Here is a 22,096-nt window from a genome sequence, read left to right on the forward strand (position 1 = left end):
CGAATCCATCCTTAATCTATACGGGCCACTCTTCCACTCGTGCCAGACACTTCTTCCAGCCTGCTGTCGGGCTTGCTGCCCGGCCATTTCGCGACCGGCCTCGGCGATGCGTTCGGCAGCTTGCCCGCCGCGCTGCAAATGACGTTCGCCATTGTGTTCGGCCTCGTGATCGGCAGCTTCCTGAACGTGGTCGTGCATCGGCTGCCGATCATGCTCGAGCGCGCATGGCGCGCGGAGGTCAGCGAGACCACCGACGAACCGCTGGAAGAAGACGGCCTGCCGGCGCGCTACAACCTGTGGGTGCCGCGCAGCGCGTGTCCTCACTGCGGCCATACGTTGAGCGCGTGGGAGAATCTCCCGGTGCTGAGCTACGTGCTACTGCGCGGCCACTGCTCCGCCTGCAAGGCGCGCGTGAGCCTGCGCTATCCGCTGCTCGAAATCGCCAGCGCCGCATTCGCGGCCGGCGCACTCGCGCTGTTCGGCCCGACCTTCACGGCGCTCGCCGCCTTCGGACTGTGCGCCGCACTGCTCGCCATGAGCGCGATCGACATCGACACCCATCTGCTGCCCGACTCGATGACCCTGCCGTTGCTGTGGGCGGGCATCATCGTCAACTTCAACGGCATGTTCACGAACCTGCACGACGCGGTGCTCGGCGCGATCTTCGGCTATCTGGTGCTGTGGGTCGTGCATTGGGTATTTCTCCTCGTACGCGGCGTCGAAGGCATGGGTTATGGCGATTTCAAACTGCTGGCGGCGCTCGGCGCGTGGCTTGGCTGGGCGGCGCTGCCGCAGATCGTGCTGATCGCAGCGGTCGCCGGCGCGGTCGTCGGCCTGCTGGCAACATGGCGTGGCCGCATGCGCTTTGAAGAGCCGCTGCCGTTCGGGCCGTTTCTCGCGGCAGGCGGCGCATTGACGTTGTTTCTCGGCACACCGCTTTATCTGGCTCTGGGAGGCTGAAGCATGTTTGCTGTGGGATTGACCGGCGGAATCGGCAGCGGCAAATCGACTGTCGCCGACCTGTTTGCCGCGCACGGCGTGCCGCTCGTCGACACCGACCTGATCGCGCATCGCATCACCGCTCCGCATGGCATCGCCATGCCGCAGATCGCCGTCGAGTTCGGCGCGGCGTTCGTCGCCCCTGACGGCTCACTCGACCGCGCGCGCATGCGCTCGCTCGTATTCAGCGACGACGGCGCGCGCAAACGCCTCGAAGGCATCACGCATCCGTTGATTCGCGCGGAAACCGAACGCGAGCAACGCGAGGCTCAGGGGCCGTACGTGATCGTGGTGGTGCCGCTGCTAGTTGAATCCGGCAAGTGGAAGACCCGTGTGAATCGCGTGCTGACGGTGGACTGCAGCGTCGAAACGCAGATCTCGCGCGTGATGAGCCGCAACAATTTCAGTCGCGAACAGGTGCTGGCGATCATCGCCCGTCAGGCCACGCGCGAAGCGCGCCTCGCCGCGGCCGACGACGTGATCGACAACGACAAGGCGCCACTCGACGCGCTAAAAGCGGAAGTCGACGCGCAGCATCGCATGTATCTGGCGCTCGCCGGCGCATGACGGCGACGTGACACCTCGGGAAATCCCGGTTGAACTTCGCGGCGATGTGCATGCCAAAAGCGCGTTGAAAACCGCCCGAAACACGTGTAAAAAGTTGCGAATGCGCGCCGAAAAAGTGCGTGATTGCTAGGGTAGTCCCACGGCATTAGAATGTTCTGCATTCCCGTCACCGACCACGCCCGAGGCGAGCCCGCTTGATCCTTTACGAGTATCCCTTCAACGAGCGAATCCGGACGCTATTGCGCCTCGAAGATCTGTTCGAGCGCTTCACGTTCTTTCTGACTCAGGAAGACGCCAGGGAACATCACGTCGCACTGACAACGTTGTTCGAAATCTCAGAGGTTGCGGGCCGCGCGGATCTGAAGTCGGATCTGATGAAAGAACTCGAACGTCAGCGGCAAACGCTGGCGCCGTTTCGCGGCAATCCGGGAATCGAACAGAATGCGCTTGAGGCCGTACTCGGCGAGATCGAGCAAACTCTCGCGGGGCTTTCGCAGATGCAAGGCAAGACCGGCCAGCATCTTGCAGACAACGAGTGGCTCGCCAGCATCCGCAGCCGCGCGATCATTCCAGGCGGCACCTGCAAGTTCGATTTGCCGTCCTACTACGCGTGGCAGCAGATTCATCCCGATCAGCGCCGTCAGGACATCGCCAAGTGGGTGACGCCGCTGCTGCCGCTGCGCGACGCGGCCATCATCGTCCTGCGGCTCGCGCGCGAATCCGGCCAGGCGTCCAAAGTCATGGCCATGCAGGGCAGCTATCAGCAAATGCTGTCCGGCCGTTCGTATCAATTGATGCAGGTACGGGTGGCACCGGAATTGCGCGTGATCCCCGAAGCCAGTGCGAACAAGTACATGCTGTGGGTGCGCTTCACGGTGCAGGACGGCGATCTGCGTCCGCGTGCGGTCGATGTCGACGTACCTTTCCAGCTCACGCTTTGCAGCCTGTAAAACACGCTCGCAAGCCTGTCACGTTCACCCGGTAAATCTGGATCGAAGGGGCGCGCCTTTAAAGCGGCGAGAAATGCCCCTATATTCGTTACTTGTTCCGTTTGCGATTGATTGCCTGACCGTATGCCTACTGTCGTCAAATGCCCCACTTGCGGAAAGGACGTCCGCTGGACACCTGAAAACCGCTTCCGCCCCTTCTGTTCCGATCGCTGCAAGCAGATCGACCTCGGCGCCTGGGCCGCTGAGAAGTACAAGATCGGCGGGTCCGAGCAGGAAGCGTCGTCGGACGAGACGCCCGGCGGGGATTACACCCCGCATTGAGCGCGGCCCGCTGTCCGGGTCACGCGGACCGGCGCTGCTAGCGCAGCGCTCGCTACCGCGCGCCCTGCAGTTTTCCGATCAGTTCTTTTCGGCTGCGAGCCATTCCAGCACGGGAATGGTCGCCGGCAACAGCGGCTCGACGTCCGCGGGCAGCGTCTGCCAGACAAAAGCCTGGCCTTCGCGGCCGTGCGGCTCGCCGGACCACTGCGTCACCTTGCAGAAAAAGAGCCGCACGTAGGCGTGCGGGTAATCGTGTTCGAGCGTATGCCAGAGATGGCTTGCCTCGACGTCGATACCCAACTCCTCGTGCAACTCACGGGCGAGCGCGGCCTCGACCGACTCGCCCTCTTCCAGCTTGCCGCCCGGAAACTCCCAATACCCCTCGTACGGCTTGCCTGCCGGGCGCTGCGCCAGCAAATAGCGGCCATCGGGCTGGACCAGCACGCCGACGGCAACTTCCGTCACCTTGCGCCCGGCGGGGTTCTTCTCGACGTCGTCACTCATGCCGAGGCTCATGCTGAGGTCTTGCGGCCGGACCAGTCGCGTGCGAACTGCCACGCAACACGTCCCGAACGCGAGCCGCGCTCCAGCGCCCACACCAGCGCATCGCCGCGCGCCGCTTCGACTTCGGCGTCGTCGCAGCCAAAATGCCGCAGCCAGTGGCCGATGATCGACAGGTAGTCGTCCTGCTTGAACGGATAGAAGCTGACCCACAACCCGAAACGCTCGGACAGCGAGATCTTTTCTTCGACCAGTTCGCCGGGATGAATCTCGCCGTCGGACGTGTGCTTGTACGTCTCGTTGTCGCTCATGTACTCGGGCAACAGATGGCGGCGGTTCGACGTCGCGTAGATCAGCACGTTGTCCGATTGCGCGGCGATCGAGCCGTCGAGCGCGACCTTCAGCGCCTTGTAACCCGATTCGCCGTCTTCGAACGACAGGTCGTCGCAGAACACCACGAAGCGCTCCGGCCGCTGCGCGATCAGGTCGACGATATCGCCGAGGTCGTGCAGATCGTCCTTATCCACTTCGATCAGACGCAGGCCATCTTTCGCGTACGCGTTCAGGCACGCCTTGATCAGCGACGATTTGCCGGTGCCGCGCGCGCCCGTCAGCAGCACGTTGTTGGCCGGTTGCTTGTGCACGAATTGACGCGTGTTCTGCTCGATCAAGCCTTTCTGGCGTTCGATGTTTTGCAGATCGTCGAGCGTGATCGCCGAGATGGCCGGCACCGGCTGCAGGTAGCCGCGCCCCTGGCGCTTGCGCCAGCGGAAGGCGACCGCCGCCGACCAGTCGATATCCGGCGTGGCGGGCGGAAGCATCGCTTCGAGGCGGACGAGCACGGCTTCGGCCCGGGTCAGAAACTGTTCGAGTTTGTCCATGGCTGGGAAATAAGCGGCCTTCAGGCCGCGTGATGAACCTGGTTACGAACGATAGTCGGCGTTGATGCTCACGTAGTCGTGCGACAGATCGCAAGTCCAGATCGTGGCTTGCGCATCGCCGCGGCCGAGTACGACACGAATGCCGATCTCGCTCTTTTTCATGACGCGTTGGCCGTCTTCCTCACGGTAGGCCGGATTGCGGCCACCGGCAGTCGCAACCAGCACGTCGTCCAGATACAGATCGATCTTGCCGACGTCGAGATCGTCCACGCCGGCATAGCCGATGGCCGCCAGAATGCGGCCGAGATTCGGGTCCGATGCATAGAAGGCCGTCTTCACGAGCGGCGAGTGGCCGATCGCATAGGCGATCTGGCGGCATTCGCCGACGCTCGAGCCGCCTTCGACTTGCACGGTCATGAATTTGGTCGCGCCTTCGCCGTCGCGCACGATCAGCTGCGCGAGGGTCTGAGCGACTTCGGTCACCGCGTCGCGCAGCGCTGCATAAGCGGGCGAATCGGTGGACGTGATTGCCGGCAGGCTCGATTTGCCCGACGCGATCAGGATGAACGAATCGTTGGTCGACGTATCGCCATCGATCGTGATGCAGTTGAACGAGCGGTCCGCCACGTGCTTGACCAGCGCGTCGAGCACCGGCTGGGCGACGGTGGCGTCGAACGCGAGGAAGCCGAGCATGGTCGCCATGTTCGGCTTGATCATGCCCGCGCCCTTGCTGATGCCGGTCAGCGTGACCGTATGGCCGTCGATCGTGACCTGGCGCGACGTGGCCTTGGGCAGCGTGTCCGTGGTCATGATCGCTTGCGCGGCGTCGTACCAGTTCGCTTCCTTGCGGTTCGCCAACGCAGCCGGCAAACCCGCCTTCAGGCGATCGACCGGCAGTGGCTCGAGGATCACGCCCGTCGAAAACGGCAGCACCTGGTCCGGCGTGATATCCGCGAGACGCGCGAGTTCGGCGCAGGTTTCGCGCGCCGCCACGAGGCCCGGCTCGCCGGTGCCCGCATTCGCGTTGCCGGTGTTGATCACCAGCGCGCGAATCGGCTTGCCGCCGGCACGCACGCGCTCCAGATTCTCACGGCACACCGTAACGGGCGCCGCGCAAAAGCGGTTCTGCGTGAACACACCGCCCACCGTGGCGCCTTCGCCCACGGAAATGACGAGCACGTCCTTGCGGTTCGGCTTGCGGATATTCGCCTCCGCCCAGCCGAGCGAAACGCCGGCGACGGGATGGAGTTGAGCGGGATCGATCGAGGGGAAATTGACAGCCATGGTCGCGACCTGTCGAAGAAAATGCCGGCAGGCGCCGGCATCGAGGGAAACGGAAACTGATGGCCCGGGCGTGCTGCCGGACCACCGCGAAATCAAGGCAAGGTACCGCGTAAAACGACGCGGCGCGCCTCACAGCGCGCCGCCTTCGGCATTACACGATCTTGCCGTGGCACTGCTTGTACTTCTTGCCGCTGCCGCACGGGCACGGGTCGTTACGGCCGACCTTCGGCACGTTGTCCGCGCTCATGTTCGCTGCAGCCGTATGCGACGAGCCGTGGCTCATTGCATCGCCGATCATGGCGGCGGTGGCCGCTTCCGCGGCAACCGGCGCTGCTGCGGCGGCTTCGGCGAATTCGGCGTGGCGGAACTCGACGTTTTCGAGGTGGCCGCCCTGCTCTTCGAGCTGTTCGGCGGCTTGTTCCAACTGTTCCGGCGACTGGATCTGCACGTTCATCACCACGCGGGTGACTTCGAGCTTCACGGCGTCGAGCATGGCGGCGAACAGTTCGAACGCCTCGCGCTTGTATTCCTGCTTCGGATTCTTCTGCGCATAGCCGCGCAGATGGATGCCCTGGCGCAGGTGATCGAGCGCGGCCAGATGTTCGCGCCAGCTACGGTCCAGCGTTTGCAGCATGATCGAGCGCTCGAACGCGCTGAACGATTCGCGGCCGACCAGTTCGACCTTCGCTTCGTAGGCTTCGTCCGCGGCGGCTTCAACCGCTTCGAGAATCTCGTCGGCGCTGATCGAGTTCGACTCGTTGATCATTTCCTGGATCGCGAGGTCGAGCTGCCATTCGTTGCGCAGCACTTCCTCCAGCTCGGGCACGTCCCACTGCTCTTCAATGCTGCCTGCCGGCACGAACTGGTGAACGATATCGGCGATCACGCTCTGGCGCATCGCGCCGATCGTTTCCGTGATGTCGTTCGCTTCGAGCAATTCATTGCGCTGCTGGTAGATCACCTTGCGCTGATCGTTCGACACATCGTCGTATTCGAGCAATTGCTTGCGAACGTCGAAGTTGCGCGCTTCCACCTTGCGCTGCGCCGATTCGATGGAGCGCGAGACGATGCCCGCCTCGATCGCTTCGCCTTCGGGCATCTTCAGGCGATCCATGATCGCGCGCACGCGATCGCCGGCGAAAATGCGCAGCAGCGGGTCTTCCAGTGACAGATAGAAGCGCGACGAACCCGGGTCGCCCTGACGGCCGGCACGGCCGCGCAACTGGTTGTCGATCCGGCGCGATTCGTGACGCTCGGTGCCGATGATGTGCAGACCGCCCGCGGCCTTCACCTGATCGTGCAGGGCTTGCCATTCGTCGTGCAGCTTCTGGATACGGCGTTGCTTGTCGTCGTCGGAGACCGTTTCGTCCAGTTCGATGAACGACGCCTGTTTTTCCGCGTTGCCGCCGAGCACGATGTCGGTACCGCGACCGGCCATGTTGGTGGCGATCGTGATGCGCTTCGGACGGCCGGCTTCGGCGACGATCTCGGCTTCACGCGCGTGCTGCTTCGCGTTCAGCACTTCGTGCGGCAAACCGGCCTGCTTCAGCAGATGCGACAGCAACTCGGAGTTTTCGATCGACGTCGTGCCGACCAGCACCGGCTGACTGCGTTCGTAGCAATCGCGGATGTCGCGGATCACCGCGTCGTAGCGTTCCTTGGCGGTCTTGTAGATCTGATCCTGCTTGTCGATCCGCTTGGGCGGACGGTTGGTCGGGATCACGACCGTTTCGAGACCGTAGATCTCGTTGAATTCGTACGCTTCCGTATCCGCCGTGCCGGTCATGCCGGACAGCTTCGCGTACATGCGGAAGTAGTTCTGGAACGTGATCGACGCGAGCGTCTGGTTCTCGCTCTGGATCTTGACGTGTTCCTTCGCCTCGACGGCCTGGTGCAGGCCGTCCGACCAGCGGCGGCCCGACATCAGACGGCCGGTGAATTCGTCGACGATCACCACTTCGCCGTTCTGCACGACGTAGTGCTGATCCTTGAAGAACAGCGTGTGCGCGCGCAGCGCGGCGTACACGTGGTGCATCAGCGTGATGTTTTGCGGCGCATACAGGCTTTCGCCCTCGCCGATCAGGCCCCACTCGGCGAGCAGGCGCTCGGCCTTTTCGTGGCCCGATTCCGTCAGGAACACCTGGCGGCCTTTTTCGTCCAGCGTGTAGTCGCCCGGCTTTTCGACGCCGGTGCCGTCCGCTTTCTCTTCGCCGATCTGGCGCTCGAGCAGCGGCGGCAGCGCATTCATGCGCACGTAGAGTTCGGTGTGATCCTCGGCCTGGCCGGAGATGATCAGCGGCGTACGGGCTTCGTCGATCAGGATCGAGTCGACCTCGTCGACCACCGCGAAATTCAGGGCCCGCTGCACGCGCGCATCGGTCTCATAGACCATGTTATCGCGCAGGTAGTCAAAGCCGAATTCGTTGTTGGTGCCGTACGTGATGTCAGCCGCGTAGGCTTCCTGCTTCGCGCCATGATCCATCTGCGACAGATTGATGCCGACCGACAGACCGAGGAAGTTGTACAGGCGCGCCATCCATTCGGCGTCGCGCTGAGCGAGGTAGTCGTTGACCGTGACCACGTGCACGCCGCGGCCCGACAGCGCGTTCAGGTACACCGGCAGCGTGGCGACGAGCGTCTTGCCCTCGCCCGTGCGCATTTCGCCGATCTTGCCGTAGTGCAGAACCATGCCGCCGATCAGCTGCACGTCGAAGTGGCGCATTTTCAGCGTCCGCTTGCTGGCCTCGCGGCACACCGCGAAGGCTTCCGGCAGGAGCTTGTCGAGCGATTCGCCGCTCGCGACGCGCTGGCGGAATTCACCCGTTTTGGCGCGCAGTTGATCGTCCGTCAATTGCTCGATCTGCGGCTCGAGCGCATTGATCGCCGTGACGGTCTTTTGATATTGCTTGACTAGCCGCTGGTTGCGGCTGCCAAAAATCTTCTGTAGAAAACCGGTGGTCATCGGATCGGTGTCTGCGTCGCGGCTTCGGCTGGGTCGCGGCGTGCAGTTCGTGCACGTGCGCTCCGGGGTCGGAAGGGCCTCGGCGGCTTAGTCCAAGAGTGAATTCGAATCGCGCATTTTAGCACGCGCCCCCGCCCACGCTTATGTCGGTAGCGAGACGGCGGCGGGGCATCCGAAGCCCGCCGCAGCGAGCTCTGACAGTCCGCATTGAGGCGAGCCCACGTGCATCCTGCGCGGTACAATCGCGGCGTGAACGCGCATAGGGTGCGAACACGCCGCTACCATCGAACATGAGCCGTTCTCCTTCTTTTTCAAGGCCGCCGCCCCAGCAGTTCAAGGCGCGCCGCCCGCAGCCGGTCGCCGAGGTGCTCAATCGCACGGACGCGTTCGCGGCCCTGCGCGCGGGCGTCGAGCAGATTGCGGCGCTGGAGAAGGATCTGCGGGCGCTGCTGCCGGACTATCTGGCAACGAGCGTCGAGCCCAGCTTTATCAAGGAAGGCGTGTTGGCCCTGTTTGCCGGCCATAACGCGCTGGCGGCACGGTTGCGGCATCTGGAGCCACGTCTGCTGTCGGATCTGCAGCAACGCGGCTGGCCGGTCAATTCCCTGCGGATTCGCGTGCGGCCGCAGGCGGTCAAGGAACCGCCGCCGGTCAAACAGGCGCGCATGACGCCGGCTGGCGCCGATGCGCTCCACGCGCTGAGCGAATCGCTGGCGCCGTCGCCGTTACAGGAAGCGCTGGCGAAAATGGCGGCCCGGCATCGGAGAAATCGCTAGGCAAAAGAAAAGCGGCCCGACTGGGCCGCTTACTTTTCATGCGCTTGCTTCGGAAATTTCACCCGAAGAGACGGCCTCAGGCAAAAGCCGTCTGCGTCTCGTAGGCAAAGCCGCGCGGCGCCTTCTGCGTGTCGTCGAAGGTGACGATTTCGTACGAATCCTCGTGCGCCAGCAGTTCGCGTAGCAGCGCGTTGTTCAGGCCGTGGCCCGACTTGTACGCGTTGTACGACGCCAGCAACGGATGGCCGACCACATAGAGATCGCCGATCGCGTCGAGCATCTTGTGCTTCACGAACTCGTCGTCGTAGCGCAGGCCGTCGTTGTTCAGAATGCGGTACTCGTCGAGCACGATCGCGTTGTCCATACTGCCACCGCGCGCCAGACCCAGTTCGCGCATCATTTCCACTTCGTGCGCAAAACCGAAGGTGCGTGCACGCGCGATTTCGCGCACGTACGACGTATTGGCAAAATCCACTTCCAGCGCCTGACCGGTTTTATCTACAGCCGGGTGACGGAAATCGATCGTGAATTTGAGCTTGAAACCGAAGTAAGGGTCCAGACGCGCGAATTTGTCGCCGTCACGAATTTCAACCGGCTTGGTGACCTTGATGAATTTCTTCGCCGCGTTCTGCTCTTCAATACCAGCCGATTGAATCAGAAACACGAACGAACCGGCGCTGCCGTCCATGATCGGGATTTCTTCGGCGGTGACGTCGACATACAGGTTGTCGATGCCGAGACCGGCGCAAGCGGACATCAGATGCTCGATGGTCGAGACGCGCGCGCCGTCCTTCTGCAACACGGAAGCCAGACGCGTATCGCCAATCGCCATCGCCGACGCAGGAATGTCCACCGGCGTGGCCAGATCCACGCGCGAAAACACGATGCCCGTGTCCGGCCCGGCCGGACGGAGCGTCAGTTCGACTTTACGGCCGGAGTGCAGGCCAATGCCGACTGTCTTGACGATTTGCTTGATAGTGCGCTGCTTCAGCATGGTGATCTTCTATTCGATTGAAAATCCCAATCGGGACTTTTTATTCCATAGGACGAATTATACTCCAATACCCTAAGGAGCGTCTTTCCGCGGAACGTATCAATCTGTTTCGCTGCATTACCCCTGGGCGCCCGTCAGGGAAAGCGTGACGGGCCGATGCCCCGGAACGGAGGCGTTTCCGGTCATCGGCCCGCGTAACGGCCTGTCACAAAAGCGTCTTATCGACCGTTGCCCCGGCACAACGCGCCAACCGCGCGTGCCTGTGGCGAAGGCCACGACGCCAGCGTGCCTAGCTCAACGTAGCGAGAATACTCCCTGCATCGCTAACTTCGAATTTGCCGGCAGCCTCGACGTTCAACGTCTTGACCACGCCGTCGTCGACAACCATCGCGTAGCGCTGGGAACGGATTCCCATGCCGCGCGCCGACAAATCCTGCTCGAGACCGAGCGCTCGCGTGAAAGCCGCACTGCCGTCCGCCATCATGCGCACCTTGCCCGAGGCGTGCTGATCGCGTCCCCACGCGCCCATTACGAACGCGTCGTTGACGGACACGCACCAGATCTCGTCGATGCCAAGAGCGCGCAACTGCTCGGCGTGCTCGACATAACCCGGTACATGTTTGGCCGAACAGGTGGGCGTGAACGCGCCCGGCAATCCGAAGATCACCACGCGCTTGCCCGCCGTCTGTTCGCGCACGTCGAAGCTGTTAGGCCCGATCGTGCAGCCCGCCCGCTCGTCTTCGATCAACTCGAAGAGCGTTGCGTCGGGCAGCTTGTCACCTGTTTGAATCATGCTCAGTCCTTTGCATCGATGCGAAGCACGCTCGCACGTCGTCGTGTCGCAGTGAAAAATCCGGCGTGAGCCCCACTCCATGCTCCGCCGCCCGGCGACAGTCGCCCACTCCGCTTCGCGAATCCGAAGAGGGCAGTCGTCCTTGCCGCGGATCTGACGATACGCGACTTGTTTGCCGTTCACCCGCCACGCTCGTGCATTCGTCCGCCAGCGCCGGAATCAGCGCGGTAACGAAAGCCTGCCCGTGCGCTCAGTCCGCCTGCTTGCGCAGGAATGCCGGAATGTCGTACGTGTCGACGCCCTTTTCCTGCAGCGCCTGCACATGCGATGCGGCCGTATCGCGCGACGTGCGCCACACTGCCGGCGTGTCCAGCGCGCCGTAGTCGGCGGTGCTGGCGTGCGACGGCGTGTAGGCAGCGTGTTGCATCGTGCTGATCGGCTGGTTGTCGGTGCCGGTGCGCAGCAGCGTCATCGGTGCCGATTGCTGCTTCTTCGCCGCACGACCCAGACCCGTTGCCACGACCGTCACGCGCAGCGCGTCGCCCATCGCATCGTCGTACACCGCGCCGAAGATCACGGTCGCGTCTTCCGCAGCATAGCTCTTGATGGTGTTCATCACTTCGCGCGTTTCCGACAGACGCAGCGAACGGCTCGACGTGATGTTGACCAGCACGCCACGCGCACCCGACAGATCCACACCTTCCAGCAGCGGGCTGGCGACAGCCTGCTCAGCGGCCAGACGCGCGCGATCGACACCGGCAACCGTCGCCGTGCCCATCATCGCCTTGCCCTGCTCACCCATCACCGTCTTCACGTCTTCGAAGTCGACGTTCACCAGACCGTCGACGTTGATGATTTCCGCGATGCCGGCAACTGCGTTGTTCAGAACGTCGTCTGCGCACTGGAAGCACTTGTCCATCTCGGCGTCATCGCCCATCACCTCGAACAGCTTGTCGTTCAGGACGACGATCAGCGAGTCGACGTGATCCTCCAGTTGCTGCGAACCGGCTTCTGCCACGCGCATCCGCTTGCCGCCTTCGAATTCGAACGGCTTGCTGACGACGCCAACGGTCAGAATACCCATTTCCTTGGCGATCTGCGCGACCACGGGCGCTGCGCCCGTACCCGTGCCGCCGCCCATGCCGGCCGTGATGAAGACCATGTGCGCGCCGCGCAGTGCGTCGGCGATGCGCTCACGGGCTTCTTCCGCTGCGGCGCGGCCCATTTCCGGCTTGGCGCCGGCGCCCAGACCCGTGTTGCCGAGCTGGATCACCGCGGTGGCGCGCGAACGCGACAAAGCCTGCGCGTCCGTGTTCATCACGATGAAGTCGACGCCTTGCACGCCTTTGTTGATCATGTGCTGGACAGCATTGCCGCCAGCGCCACCTACTCCGACCACCTTGATGATGGTGCCGTTCGTTTCGGTTTCCAGCATTTGGAAATCCATGATGCCTCCGTCAAGATAAAAAATTTACAGCCACTCGGCCGTTATTCGGCAGGAGATCGGGCAACCCCCTGTCGCGCGCCGGCCGCCGGCACCGGCGCGTATTTTTGAAAACCGTTCTGTACAGCGAATGCGTTAGAAGTTGCCGAGGAACCAGTCCTTCATGCGCGTGAACACCTGTCCCATCGACCCCGACTGCACCGCCACCTTGCGGCCGCGCATGCGTTGCGAGCGTCCTTCGACGAGCAGGCCCATCGCCGTCGAATAACGCGGATTGCGCACGACGTCAGCGAGACCGCCCGCGTATTCCGGTACGCCGATACGCACGGGCTTCAGGAAAATGTCCTCACCCAGTTCGACCATGCCGAGCATCATCGACGCGCCGCCGGTCAGCACCACGCCGGAGCTCAGCAGTTCCTCGTAACCCGACTCGCGCACCACCTGCTGCACGAGCGAAAACAGTTCCTCGACACGCGGCTCGACCACCGCCGCCAGCGCCTGGCGCGACAGCGTGCGCGGACCGCGCTCGCCGAGACCCGGCACTTCGATCATCTCGTCCGGATCGGCCAGCGCCTGCTTGGCGATGCCGTAATCCACCTTGATGTCTTCCGCGTCCGGCGTCGGCGTGCGCAGCGCCATCGCGATGTCGCTCGTGATCTGGTCGCCGGCGATCGGAATCACCGCCGTATGACGGATCGCGCCTTCGCTGAAAATCGCAATGTCCGTCGTGCCGCCGCCGATATCGACCAGCACCACGCCGAGTTCTTTTTCATCTTCCGTCAGCACCGCCAGCGACGATGCCAGCGGTTGCAAAATCAGATCGTTCACTTCGAGCCCGCAGCGACGCACGCACTTCACGATGTTCTGCGCCGCGCTCACCGCGCCGGTGACGATATGCACCTTCACTTCGAGACGAATACCGCTCATGCCGATCGGCTCGCGCACATCTTCCTGACCGTCGATGATGAATTCCTGCGTCAGGATGTGCAGCACCTGCTGATCGGTCGGAATGTTGATCGCCTTCGCCGTTTCGATCACGCGCGCCACATCCGTCTGCGTGACTTCTTTCTCCTTGATCGCCACCATGCCGCTCGAGTTGAAGCTGCGGATATGGCTGCCGGCAATCCCGGTAAATACGTTCGTGATCTTGCAGTCGGCCATCAGTTCGGCTTCTTCGAGCGCGCGCTGAATGGACTGCACGGTGGCTTCGATATTCACCACCACGCCTTTCTTGAGCCCCTTTGATTCGCTCTGGCCGAGGCCGATCACCTCGTAGTGACCCTCGCCCTTCAACTCGGCGACGATGGCCACGACCTTCGACGTCCCAATGTCGAGGGCGACCAGCAGATCTTTATAGTCTTTACTCATAGCGTGCTCATTGCGTGTGATGTCCGTTTACTTCTTGCCCTTGTCGGGTTCGGTGATAAAGCGCATCCCTGCCGCGCGAATCGCGAAACCGTTCGGATAGCGCAAGTCCGCATACTCGATATCCTTTCCCCAACGTTGCGTCACCGCGCTCCACGCCGCGCTCAGACGTTTGCTCCGATCGAGCAGCGTGTCCTGATTGCGTTCGCGCCCAAGTTCCACCTGCGTGCCGTTCGAGAGTTTCACCGTCCACGCGTAGCGCGGCGACAGCGTCACTTCTTCAGGCGTCGCGCCCAATGGCGCAAACCATTTCTGGAAGTCGTGATAACGCGCGACCACCTCTTTTGCCGTACCGTCCGGACCGTCGAACGCGGGCAGGTCTTCTTCGAGCTCGCCCTGGTTCGCGGTGAACAACTCGCCGTCGACGCTCACCAACTGATCGCTGCCCCACGTTCCCAGCGGTTTGTACTCCTCGAGCGTGACAGCCAGTGCATTCGGCCAGACGCGCCGCACGCTCGCATGACGCACCCACGGCATCTGCTCGAACGCCTGACGCGCCACGTCGAGATCCACCGTGAAAAAGTTGCCCTTCAAGCGCCCCACGACACCCGCGCGCACCGTCGGCGAATTGATGTGCTCGGTATCGCCGTCGATCTGGATTTCGCGCAGCGCGAAATTCGGGCGCTGGATCAGCCAGTAACCGCCCGCCGCCAGCAGCACGAGCACCAGCAACGCATGCAATGCGTTGGCGGCGAAATTGAGCTGGCGAACGTTGTTCCACATGGTGTTGCTTTCGGGTCGCCCCGGTTAGTCCTGCAGCGTCAGCGCCAACACGCCGACAACCAGTTCCTGATAGCTGATGCCCACCGCGCGCGCCGCTTTCGGCGGCAGCGAGTGATCGGTCATGCCAGGCGCGGTGTTCACTTCGAGGAAGTACGGGTTGCCGTCTGCGTCGAGCATGAAATCCGCGCGGCCCCAGTCGGTGCAGCCGAGTACGTCGAAAGCACGGCGCGCCAGCACTTTCAGGCGCGCTTCCTCGTCCGCCGCCAAACCGCACGGGATCAGGTACTGCGTGTCGTTCGCGATGTACTTCGCGTGATAGTCGTAAAACTCGCCGGCCGGCACGATGCGAATCACCGGCAAGTCGAGATTGCCGGCGATGCACGCGGTGTATTCGCCGCCGCCTTCAATGCTCTTTTCGACCACCACGATCTTGTCGTACTTGACCGCTTCGATCAGCGCGGCAGGCAGTGCGTCGGCGCTCTTCACCTTGATCACCGCGACGCTCGAACCTTCGCTCGCCGGCTTCACGAAGAGCGGTAAGCCGAGCTTCGCGACAATCTCTTTCGCCCGCGCTGCGTAGTCGTCGCCACGCAGCACGGCTTCGAACGGCGGCGTCGGAATGCCGAGTTGCTGCCACACGAGCTTGGTGCGGAATTTGTCCAGACCGAGCGCCGAGCCGAGCACGCCGCTACCCGTGTAACGGATGCCGTAAAAGTCGAGCGCGCCCTGGATCTGGCCGTTCTCGCCGTAGCCGCCATGCAGCGCGTTGAACGCGCGCACGAAGCCTTCTTCCTTCAATGCGGCGAGCGGACGCTCGGCCGGATCGAACGGATGCGCGTCCACGCCGGCGTCGCGCAGACCTTGCAGCACCAGGCGGCCGGAATTGAGCGATACCTCGCGCTCGGCGGAGTCCCCACCGAGCAGTACTGCCACTTTGCCGAATTGTTTCGGGTCGATACTGCTCATTTCGCTCACACCTTCGTTTCCTGCGCGAGGCGACCCGGCACACCGCCGATCGAACCCGCGCCCATCGTGATCACCACATCGCCGTCGCGCACCACTGCTGAGAGCGCGTCCGGCACTTCATCCACCGTATCGACAAACACCGGCTCGACCTTGCCCGCCACACGCAGCGCGCGCGCCAAGGCGCGTCCGTCTGCTGCGACGATCGGCGACTCGCCGGCCGAATAGACTTCGGTCAGCACGAGCGCGTCGACGGTCGACAGCACTTTCACAAAATCCTCGAAGCAATCACGCGTACGCGTGAAGCGGTGCGGCTGGAATGCCAGCACCAGACGCCGCCCCGGAAATGCGCCGCGCGCCGCCGCCACCGTGGCCGCCATCTCGACTGGGTGATGACCGTAGTCATCCACCAACGTGTACGCGCCCCCGGCTTTGCCTTCGGTGACGACCGGCACTTCGCCATAGCGCTGGAAGCGTCGGCCCACGCCGTTGAAATCCGCCAGCGCTCGCTGGATATCGGCATCTTTCACTTCAAGTTCAGTCGCAATTGCAATTGCGGCCAAAGCGTTCTGCACGTTGTGCTCGCCCGGCAGGTTCAAGACGATGTCGATCGGCGCCGCGTCTTCGCGCATCGCCGTGAAATGCATCTTGCCGTCGCGCGCCTGCACGTTGACCGCGCGCACCTGCGCATCCGGCGCGAAGCCGTAGCGGATGATCGGCTTCGACACGAACGGCAGAATTTCCTTCACGTTCGGATCGTCCACGCACAACACCGCGATACCGTAAAACGGCAGACGGTGCGTGAATTCGATGAACGCCTGCTTGAGCCGCGCGAAATCGTGGCCGTAGGTGTCCATGTGATCGGCGTCGATGTTCGTGATGACTTCGATCACCGGGAACAGATTCAGGAACGACGCATCCGACTCGTCGGCTTCCGCGACGATAAAGTCGCCCGTGCCGAGCCGCGCATTCGCGCCCGCGCTGATCAGCCGGCCGCCGATCACGAAAGTCGGATCCAGCCCGCCCGCCGCCAGCACGCTCGCCACCAGCGAAGTGGTCGTGGTCTTGCCGTGCGTGCCGGCAATTGCGATGCCTTGCTTCAGGCGCATCAGTTCCGCGAGCATCACTGCGCGCGGCACGATCGGAATGCGGCGATGACGCGCGGCCAGCACCTCCGGATTGTCGCTACGCACCGCCGTGGAAACGACCACCGCGTTCGCGCCTTCGATGTTCTCCGCCGCGTGACCGATGGCGATCCGCGCGCCGAGTGCGGCGAGGCGATCGGTGACCGCGTTGCTCGTGAGATCCGAGCCGCTCACCTGATAGCCGAGATTGACCAGCACCTCCGCGATGCCGCTCATGCCGACACCACCGATGCCGACAAAGTGAATGTGTTTAACGATGTGTTTCATTGCTTTCCTTCTGGGCTCGCGCCCGAAATCGAACCCGCCACGGTCGCGCAAATCTGCGCGACCTGTTCCGTGGCGTCGGGTTTCGCGAGCGAGCGCGAACGCTCCGCCATCTCCGCAAGGGTTGCTCGCGTCTGGCTGCGCAACCAGTCAGCGAGGGTTTCCGCCGACAGATCGCGTTGCTGCACGACCAGCGCCGCGCCGTTGTCGGCGAGGAACGCTGCATTAGTGGTTTGGTGATCGTCTACTGCATACGGGAACGGCACGAAGAACGCCGCCACCCCCACTGCTGAAATCTCGGACACCGTCATCGCGCCGGACCGGCAAATCACCAGGTCCGCGTTCGCGTAGGCGCTCGTCATATCGTCGATGAACGGCACGAGTTCGACGTCGGCGCCCGTTTGCAAACCGGCTGCCGCGTAGTTCTCGCGCAGCGCATCGATATGCTTCGCGCCCGCCTGATGCACGACGCGCGGCCGCTCATTCGGCGCGAGCAAGGCCACCGCGCGCGGCACGACTTCATTCAATGCCGTCGCGCCCAGACTGCCGCCCACGACCAGCACATTCAACGGACCGCTGCGTTGCGCGTAGCGTGCTTTGGGTGCAATTGCGCGCGCAAGTTCCTCACGAATCGGATTTCCCGTCCATTCGCCGTGCGGCAGTGCATTCGGAAACGCAACCAGCACGCGTTTGGCGACTTTCGCGAGCACCTTGTTCGCGAGACCGGCAATCGAATTCTGTTCATGCAACACCAGCGGACGGCCGCTCAATGCGGTCATCAAGCCGGCCGGAAACGTGATGTAGCCGCCCATGCCGAGCACGACGTCGGGCTTCACGCGACGCAGTACGCTCAGGCTCTGCGTGCAGGCGCGCAGCAGATTCAACGGCAGCATCAGCTTGGTCTTCATGCCCTTGCCGCGCAGTCCGCCAAAGCGCACGTATTCCATCGGGATGCCGTGCTTCGGCACCAGCGTCGCTTCCATGCCCGCGGGATTGCCGAGCCATACGACCTTCCAGCCCCACGCCTGCATCAGATGAGCGACCGCGAGCCCCGGGAACACGTGTCCCCCGGTGCCACCGGCCATCACCATCAGCGTGCGTTGCGGCAGAGCGGTCATACTTTCCCTCCGCGCATGAGCACCCGGTTCTCGTAATCGACACGCATCAACACCGCAACAGCAACGCAATTCAGCACAATGCCCGAGCCGCCATAACTGACGAGCGGCAACGTGAGCCCCTTGGTCGGCAGCAAGCCGAGGTTCACGCCCATGTTGATGAAGGTCTGCGCGCCGAACCAGATACCGACGCCCTTCGCGACCAGGCCCGCGAACGTGCGGTCGAGTGCGAGCGCCTGGCGGCCGATCTCGAACGAGCGGCGCACGATCCAGTAGAACATCAGGATCACCACCAGCACGCCGATAAAACCCAGTTCCTCGCCAATCACCGCGAGGATGAAGTCGGTATGCGCTTCCGGCAGATAGTTGAGCTTCTCGACGCTGCCGCCGAGGCCCACGCCGAACCACTCGCCGCGACCGAACGCGATCAGCGAGTGCGTCAATTGATAAGCCTTGCCCTGCGCGTAACGGTCGTCCCACGGATCGAGGTACGCGAAAATCCGCTCGCGACGCCACGGCGACGCCCACACCAGCAAACTGAATGTGCCGACCGCGGTCGCCACGAGGCCGCCGAACAGCTTGCCGTTCACGCCGCCGAGAAACAGCACGCCCATCGCGATCGCCGCGATCACCATGAACGCGCCCATGTCCGGTTCGAGCAGCAGCAACGCGCCGACGAGACCCACCGCCACTGCCATCGGCAAAAAGCCTTTGGCGAAGCTGTGCATGTATTCCTGCTTGCGCACCGTGTAGTTCGCCGCGTAGATCGTCACCGCGAGCTTCATGATTTCCGATGGCTGCATGTTCGTGATGCCGAGCGGAATCCAGCGGCGCGCGCCGTTCACGCCCTTGCCGACGTGCGGAATCAGCACGATCACCAGCGCGACCAGCGAAATCAGAAACAGCTTCGGCGCGTACTTGTCCCACGTCGCGATCGGAATGCGGAACGACACGATGCCGATCACCGAGCCCATCACCACGAAGATGATCTGGCGCACGAGGAACGCGTAATCGCGATACGACGCGTACTTCGGCGAATCGGGCATGGCGATCGACGCCGAATACACCATCACGACGCCGAGCCCGAGCAGCGCGACGACCACCCACAGCAGCGAGTGATCGTAGTCGAGCATGCGCGAGCGCAGCGGACGCACGCCGTTGACGGCGCTCGCGAGACCACTGCCGCCCGTGCGGCCACCGACGCGCGCCGAACCGCCCGAACCACCTGCGTCGCCGGCGGCGGCCTGACGCGAACCGAAACGTTCCGACCAGCTCATATCATCGTCCCCCGTTCGGCCGCGATGTCTTCTACCGTGCTGCGGAATACCGCGGCGCGGTGCGCGTAACCCTTGAACATGTCGAAGCTAGCGCAAGCCGGCGACAGCAGCACGGCGTCGCCCGGTTGCGCGAGCGCGGTGGCGGCGCGCGTCGCTTCTTCGAGCGTGGCGTGATCCGTCATGGCGATGCCGGTGTCTTCCAGCGCGGCGCGAATCTGCGGCGCGTCGCGGCCGATCAGCATCACGGCGCGGCACCAGCGCATGACCGGCGCGGCGAGCGGTTCGAAATCCTGGCCCTTGCCGTCGCCGCCGGCGATCAGCACGATGCGCTGCGCGAGTCCGTCGAGCGCGGCAACCGTCGCGCCGACATTGGTGCCCTTGCTGTCGTCCACATAATCAATACCGTCGATCGACGCGATCAATTCCACGCGATGCGGTTCGCCGTGATACTCGCGCAGACCGTGCAGAAGCGGCGCGCCCGGCAGGCCGATCGCGCGTGCGAGCGCGTAGGCGGCGAGCGCATTGGCGGCGTTGTGCAGACCGCGAATACGCAAGGCGTCCGCGGGCATCAGGCGCTTGAGCGCAATGTTCGGCGGCGTGACCACTTCGTTCTTGCGACGGCGCTTCGGCACGGGTTCGTCGCTCGCGTCGCGATCGTGCGCCTGGACAAGCCAGATCATGCCGTTGTCGCGCAGCAGACCGTAGTCGCCGTCGTTCTTCGGCTCGGTGACGCCGAACGTGACCATCTCGGCTTCGCTGTCTTCCGCAGGCGCCAGCTTCATGACGCGCGAGTCATCGCGATTCAGCACCCGCACAGTCTGCGCACCAAAGATGCGGCCCTTCGCGGCGGCGTACGCGTCGAGACCGCCGTGCCAGTCCAGGTGATCCTGAGTGATGTTCAGCACGACCGCTGCATCCGGCGTAAACGTGTGCGCGGTTTCCAACTGGAAGCTCGACAGCTCCAGCACCCACACGTCGGGCAGCGCGGTGTTGTCGATCGCTTCCGAAAGTTTGTCGAGCAGCGCCGGGCTGATGTTGCCGGCCACCGCGACCTTCTTGCCGGCGCGCTCGCACAGCAGGCCGGTCAGGCTCGTAGTCGTCGTCTTGCCGTTGGTGCCGGTAATCGCGATGACCTTCGGCGCGTAGCCGCTTTCGCCGAGCGTTTTCAGCGCTTGCGAGAAGAGTTCGAGTTCGCCCCACACGGGGATGCCCTGCTCGCGCGCAGCGGAGATCAGCGGCAACAGGTCAGCGGCAAGCGGCGACAAGCCGGGGCTAATGGCGACGAGTTCGACGCCTTCGAGCAGCACCGGCGAAAACGGGCCACCGACGAATGCGGCGTCGATGCCGTGCGCTTCCAGCGCGGACAGGTTCGGCGGCACTTCACGCGTATCGGCCACACGCAGCCGACAGCCGTGCCGCGCGCACCAGCGCGCCATGGCGAGACCGGATTCACCCAGTCCCAGCACGAGCACCATCGGCTTTTGCCGATCCCGAAACTTCTCGCCGAACATCGCCTGCTTCCCCTAATACCTGCTTAACGCAACTTGAGCGTGGACAAACCAAAGAGACACAACATCAACGTGATGATCCAGAAGCGCACGACCACCTGCGTTTCCTTCCACCCCGACAATTCGAAATGGTGATGCAGCGGCGCCATCTTGAAGAGACGCCGCCCTTCGCCGAAACGGCGCTTGGTGAATTTGAACCACGTCACTTGCAACATCACGGAGAGCGTCTCCGCGACAAAAATGCCGCCCATGATGAACAGCACGATTTCCTGACGCACGATCACCGCCACCGTGCCGAGCGCGCCGCCGAGCGCGAGCGCGCCGACGTCGCCCATGAACATCTGCGCCGGGTGCGTGTTGAACCAGAGGAACGCGAGCCCTGCCCCGCCCATTGCCGAACAGAAGATCAGCAGTTCGCCCGCGCCGGCGATATGCGGAAACAACAGGTACTTCGAGTAGACCGAGCTGCCCATCACATACGCGAACACACCGAGCGATGCGCCGACCAGCACGACCGGCATGATCACGAGACCGTCGAGGCCGTCGGTGAGGTTGACCGCGTTGCTCGCGCCGACGATCACCAGATACGTCAGCACGATGAAGCCCCACACGCCGAGCGGATAGCTGATCGATTTGACGAACGGCAGCATCAGGTCGGCGCGCGCCGGCAAGCCCATCGACAAGCCGCTGCGCACCCACGCCATGAACAGGTCGAACACGCGCACATTGCTCGCTTCCGACACGCTGAACGCGAGATACACGGCCGCGAACAGACCGATCACCGACTGCCAGAAATACTTTTCGCGCGACGACATGCCGCGCGGATCCTTGTAGACCACCTTGCGGTAATCGTCGACCCAGCCGATCACACCGAAACCGAACGTGACCAGCATCACGATCCAGATGAAGCGATTGGTCAGATCGGCCCACAACAACGTGGCCACGGCAATGCCGAGCAGAATCAGCACGCCGCCCATGGTCGGCGTGCCGGATTTCACGAGGTGAGTCTGCGGGCCATCTTTACGAACGGCCTGACCGACCTTCATGGCGGTCAACTTGCGAATCACCGCCGGGCCGCAGACGAGCCCGATCAGCAGCGCGGTGATGGTCGCCATCACCGCACGGAAAGTCAGATAACTGAACACGCGCAAGAAGCTTGCGTCATTCTGCAGCCATTGCGCCAGCGCCAGTAGCATGCTTCGGT

The 22,096-nt window shown here is 63.3% G+C and carries 20 protein-coding genes; 5 read left to right on the plus strand and 15 right to left on the minus strand.

What is annotated here, in order from left to right; all coding sequences use genetic code 11:
* Positions 1-18 precede the first annotated feature (18 nt).
* The 4 genes from PQR42_RS39330 to yacG all read left to right on the plus strand — a co-directional run bounded on the left by PQR42_RS39330 (position 19) and on the right by yacG (position 2,837).
* The gene (locus tag PQR42_RS39330; protein ID WP_408391304.1) at positions 19-960 is read left to right on the plus strand and encodes a prepilin peptidase; all 942 of its coding nucleotides are present in this window, start codon (positions 19-21) and stop codon (positions 958-960) included.
* A gap of 3 nt (positions 961-963) precedes the next feature.
* Positions 964-1,566 carry a dephospho-CoA kinase gene (coaE, locus tag PQR42_RS39335; RefSeq protein WP_408216409.1) on the plus strand — a complete coding sequence of 201 codons (603 nt, stop codon included), beginning with the start codon at positions 964-966 and terminating at the stop codon, positions 1,564-1,566.
* A 194-nt stretch (positions 1,567-1,760) separates the two neighbouring features.
* On the plus strand, positions 1,761-2,516 hold the full coding sequence (zapD, locus tag PQR42_RS39340) for a cell division protein ZapD (protein ID WP_106285174.1): 756 nt from the start codon (positions 1,761-1,763) through the stop codon (positions 2,514-2,516).
* A gap of 123 nt (positions 2,517-2,639) precedes the next feature.
* Positions 2,640-2,837, plus strand: coding sequence for a DNA gyrase inhibitor YacG (gene yacG / locus PQR42_RS39345; RefSeq protein WP_106310901.1), 198 nt, complete (start codon positions 2,640-2,642; stop codon positions 2,835-2,837).
* Between the two features lie 78 nt (positions 2,838-2,915).
* Here the strand turns inward: yacG and PQR42_RS39350 are convergent, their stop codons facing one another.
* The 4 genes from PQR42_RS39350 to secA form a co-directional block, all read right to left on the minus strand.
* Positions 2,916-3,341: an NUDIX domain-containing protein gene (locus tag PQR42_RS39350; RefSeq protein ID WP_408391256.1), complete on the minus strand. Its 426-nt coding sequence runs from the start codon at positions 3,339-3,341 to the stop codon at positions 2,916-2,918.
* 8 nt (positions 3,342-3,349) lie between these two features.
* Complete coding sequence (locus PQR42_RS39355) at positions 3,350-4,219, minus strand: ATP-binding protein (protein ID WP_408216415.1); 870 nt, start codon at positions 4,217-4,219, stop codon at positions 3,350-3,352.
* Positions 4,220-4,261: 42 nt separating this feature from the next.
* On the minus strand, positions 4,262-5,503 hold the full coding sequence (gene argJ, locus PQR42_RS39360) for a bifunctional glutamate N-acetyltransferase/amino-acid acetyltransferase ArgJ (protein WP_408391253.1): 1,242 nt from the start codon (positions 5,501-5,503) through the stop codon (positions 4,262-4,264).
* A gap of 151 nt (positions 5,504-5,654) precedes the next feature.
* A complete protein-coding gene (secA, locus tag PQR42_RS39365; RefSeq protein WP_408216420.1) occupies positions 5,655-8,465 on the minus strand; it encodes a preprotein translocase subunit SecA in 2,811 nt (936 codons plus the stop codon).
* Positions 8,466-8,755: 290 nt separating this feature from the next.
* Here secA and PQR42_RS39370 point away from each other — a divergent pair, with 290 nt between their 5' ends.
* A complete protein-coding gene (locus tag PQR42_RS39370; protein ID WP_408216422.1) occupies positions 8,756-9,241 on the plus strand; it encodes a DciA family protein in 486 nt (161 codons plus the stop codon).
* 76 nt (positions 9,242-9,317) lie between these two features.
* Here PQR42_RS39370 and lpxC read toward each other — a convergent pair whose 3' ends face one another.
* The 11 genes from lpxC to mraY form a co-directional block, all read right to left on the minus strand.
* Complete coding sequence (gene lpxC, locus PQR42_RS39375) at positions 9,318-10,235, minus strand: UDP-3-O-acyl-N-acetylglucosamine deacetylase (RefSeq protein ID WP_408216424.1); 918 nt, start codon at positions 10,233-10,235, stop codon at positions 9,318-9,320.
* A 289-nt stretch (positions 10,236-10,524) separates the two neighbouring features.
* Positions 10,525-11,028, minus strand: a complete 504-nt coding sequence (locus tag PQR42_RS39380; protein ID WP_408391251.1) for a peroxiredoxin — start codon at positions 11,026-11,028, stop codon at positions 10,525-10,527.
* A gap of 250 nt (positions 11,029-11,278) precedes the next feature.
* Positions 11,279-12,475 carry a cell division protein FtsZ gene (gene ftsZ, locus PQR42_RS39385; protein ID WP_408216427.1) on the minus strand — a complete coding sequence of 399 codons (1,197 nt, stop codon included), beginning with the start codon at positions 12,473-12,475 and terminating at the stop codon, positions 11,279-11,281.
* A gap of 132 nt (positions 12,476-12,607) precedes the next feature.
* Positions 12,608-13,840, minus strand: a complete 1,233-nt coding sequence (gene ftsA / locus PQR42_RS39390) for a cell division protein FtsA (RefSeq protein ID WP_007180311.1) — start codon at positions 13,838-13,840, stop codon at positions 12,608-12,610.
* 27 nt (positions 13,841-13,867) lie between these two features.
* Positions 13,868-14,620 carry a cell division protein FtsQ/DivIB gene (locus PQR42_RS39395; RefSeq protein WP_408216430.1) on the minus strand — a complete coding sequence of 251 codons (753 nt, stop codon included), beginning with the start codon at positions 14,618-14,620 and terminating at the stop codon, positions 13,868-13,870.
* 24 nt (positions 14,621-14,644) lie between these two features.
* Complete coding sequence (locus tag PQR42_RS39400; RefSeq protein WP_408391249.1) at positions 14,645-15,586, minus strand: D-alanine--D-alanine ligase; 942 nt, start codon at positions 15,584-15,586, stop codon at positions 14,645-14,647.
* Between the two features lie 5 nt (positions 15,587-15,591).
* Positions 15,592-16,995 carry a UDP-N-acetylmuramate--L-alanine ligase gene (murC, locus tag PQR42_RS39405; protein ID WP_408495224.1) on the minus strand — a complete coding sequence of 468 codons (1,404 nt, stop codon included), beginning with the start codon at positions 16,993-16,995 and terminating at the stop codon, positions 15,592-15,594.
* Complete coding sequence (gene murG / locus PQR42_RS39410) at positions 16,992-18,110, minus strand: undecaprenyldiphospho-muramoylpentapeptide beta-N-acetylglucosaminyltransferase (protein WP_408391245.1); 1,119 nt, start codon at positions 18,108-18,110, stop codon at positions 16,992-16,994. Before murG ends, murC begins: the two co-directional genes overlap by 4 nt.
* Entirely contained in the window at positions 18,107-19,384 is a 1,278-nt protein-coding gene (ftsW, locus tag PQR42_RS39415) for a putative lipid II flippase FtsW (protein ID WP_408391243.1), read from the minus strand. The genes murG and ftsW overlap by 4 nt, the downstream gene beginning before the upstream one ends.
* Positions 19,381-20,895 (minus strand): UDP-N-acetylmuramoyl-L-alanine--D-glutamate ligase, encoded by a 1,515-nt coding sequence (murD, locus tag PQR42_RS39420; protein WP_408391241.1) that lies wholly within the window; start codon positions 20,893-20,895, stop codon positions 19,381-19,383. The genes ftsW and murD overlap by 4 nt, the downstream gene beginning before the upstream one ends.
* Before the next feature lie 23 nt (positions 20,896-20,918).
* Positions 20,919-22,088 (minus strand): phospho-N-acetylmuramoyl-pentapeptide-transferase, encoded by a 1,170-nt coding sequence (gene mraY / locus PQR42_RS39425; RefSeq protein WP_095418165.1) that lies wholly within the window; start codon positions 22,086-22,088, stop codon positions 20,919-20,921.
* Positions 22,089-22,096: the final 8 nt, after the last annotated feature.

The sequence above is a fragment of the Paraburkholderia sediminicola genome (assembly GCF_046027355.1).
GTDB lineage: Bacteria > Pseudomonadota > Gammaproteobacteria > Burkholderiales > Burkholderiaceae > Paraburkholderia > Paraburkholderia sediminicola_B.

What these genes read in the sequence shown, in the direction of transcription:
- murC (WP_408495224.1), bottom strand. Translation starts at nt 16,995, where the DNA reads ATGAAACACATCGTTAAACACATTCACTTTGTCGGCATCGGTGGTGTC.
- coaE (WP_408216409.1), top strand. Translation starts at nt 964, where the DNA reads ATGTTTGCTGTGGGATTGACCGGCGGAATCGGCAGCGGCAAATCGACT.
- ftsZ (WP_408216427.1), bottom strand. Translation starts at nt 12,475, where the DNA reads ATGGATTTCCAAATGCTGGAAACCGAAACGAACGGCACCATCATCAAG.
- PQR42_RS39400 (WP_408391249.1), bottom strand. Translation starts at nt 15,586, where the DNA reads ATGAGCAGTATCGACCCGAAACAATTCGGCAAAGTGGCAGTACTGCTC.
- mraY (WP_095418165.1), bottom strand. Translation starts at nt 22,088, where the DNA reads ATGCTACTGGCGCTGGCGCAATGGCTGCAGAATGACGCAAGCTTCTTG.
- PQR42_RS39380 (WP_408391251.1), bottom strand. Translation starts at nt 11,028, where the DNA reads ATGATTCAAACAGGTGACAAGCTGCCCGACGCAACGCTCTTCGAGTTG.
- PQR42_RS39355 (WP_408216415.1), bottom strand. Translation starts at nt 4,219, where the DNA reads ATGGACAAACTCGAACAGTTTCTGACCCGGGCCGAAGCCGTGCTCGTC.
- murD (WP_408391241.1), bottom strand. Translation starts at nt 20,895, where the DNA reads ATGTTCGGCGAGAAGTTTCGGGATCGGCAAAAGCCGATGGTGCTCGTG.
- PQR42_RS39350 (WP_408391256.1), bottom strand. Translation starts at nt 3,341, where the DNA reads ATGAGTGACGACGTCGAGAAGAACCCCGCCGGGCGCAAGGTGACGGAA.
- argJ (WP_408391253.1), bottom strand. Translation starts at nt 5,503, where the DNA reads ATGGCTGTCAATTTCCCCTCGATCGATCCCGCTCAACTCCATCCCGTC.
- ftsA (WP_007180311.1), bottom strand. Translation starts at nt 13,840, where the DNA reads ATGAGTAAAGACTATAAAGATCTGCTGGTCGCCCTCGACATTGGGACG.
- PQR42_RS39395 (WP_408216430.1), bottom strand. Translation starts at nt 14,620, where the DNA reads ATGTGGAACAACGTTCGCCAGCTCAATTTCGCCGCCAACGCATTGCAT.
- yacG (WP_106310901.1), top strand. Translation starts at nt 2,640, where the DNA reads ATGCCTACTGTCGTCAAATGCCCCACTTGCGGAAAGGACGTCCGCTGG.
- lpxC (WP_408216424.1), bottom strand. Translation starts at nt 10,235, where the DNA reads ATGCTGAAGCAGCGCACTATCAAGCAAATCGTCAAGACAGTCGGCATT.
- murG (WP_408391245.1), bottom strand. Translation starts at nt 18,110, where the DNA reads ATGACCGCTCTGCCGCAACGCACGCTGATGGTGATGGCCGGTGGCACC.
- ftsW (WP_408391243.1), bottom strand. Translation starts at nt 19,384, where the DNA reads ATGAGCTGGTCGGAACGTTTCGGTTCGCGTCAGGCCGCCGCCGGCGAC.
- PQR42_RS39370 (WP_408216422.1), top strand. Translation starts at nt 8,756, where the DNA reads ATGAGCCGTTCTCCTTCTTTTTCAAGGCCGCCGCCCCAGCAGTTCAAG.
- secA (WP_408216420.1), bottom strand. Translation starts at nt 8,465, where the DNA reads ATGACCACCGGTTTTCTACAGAAGATTTTTGGCAGCCGCAACCAGCGG.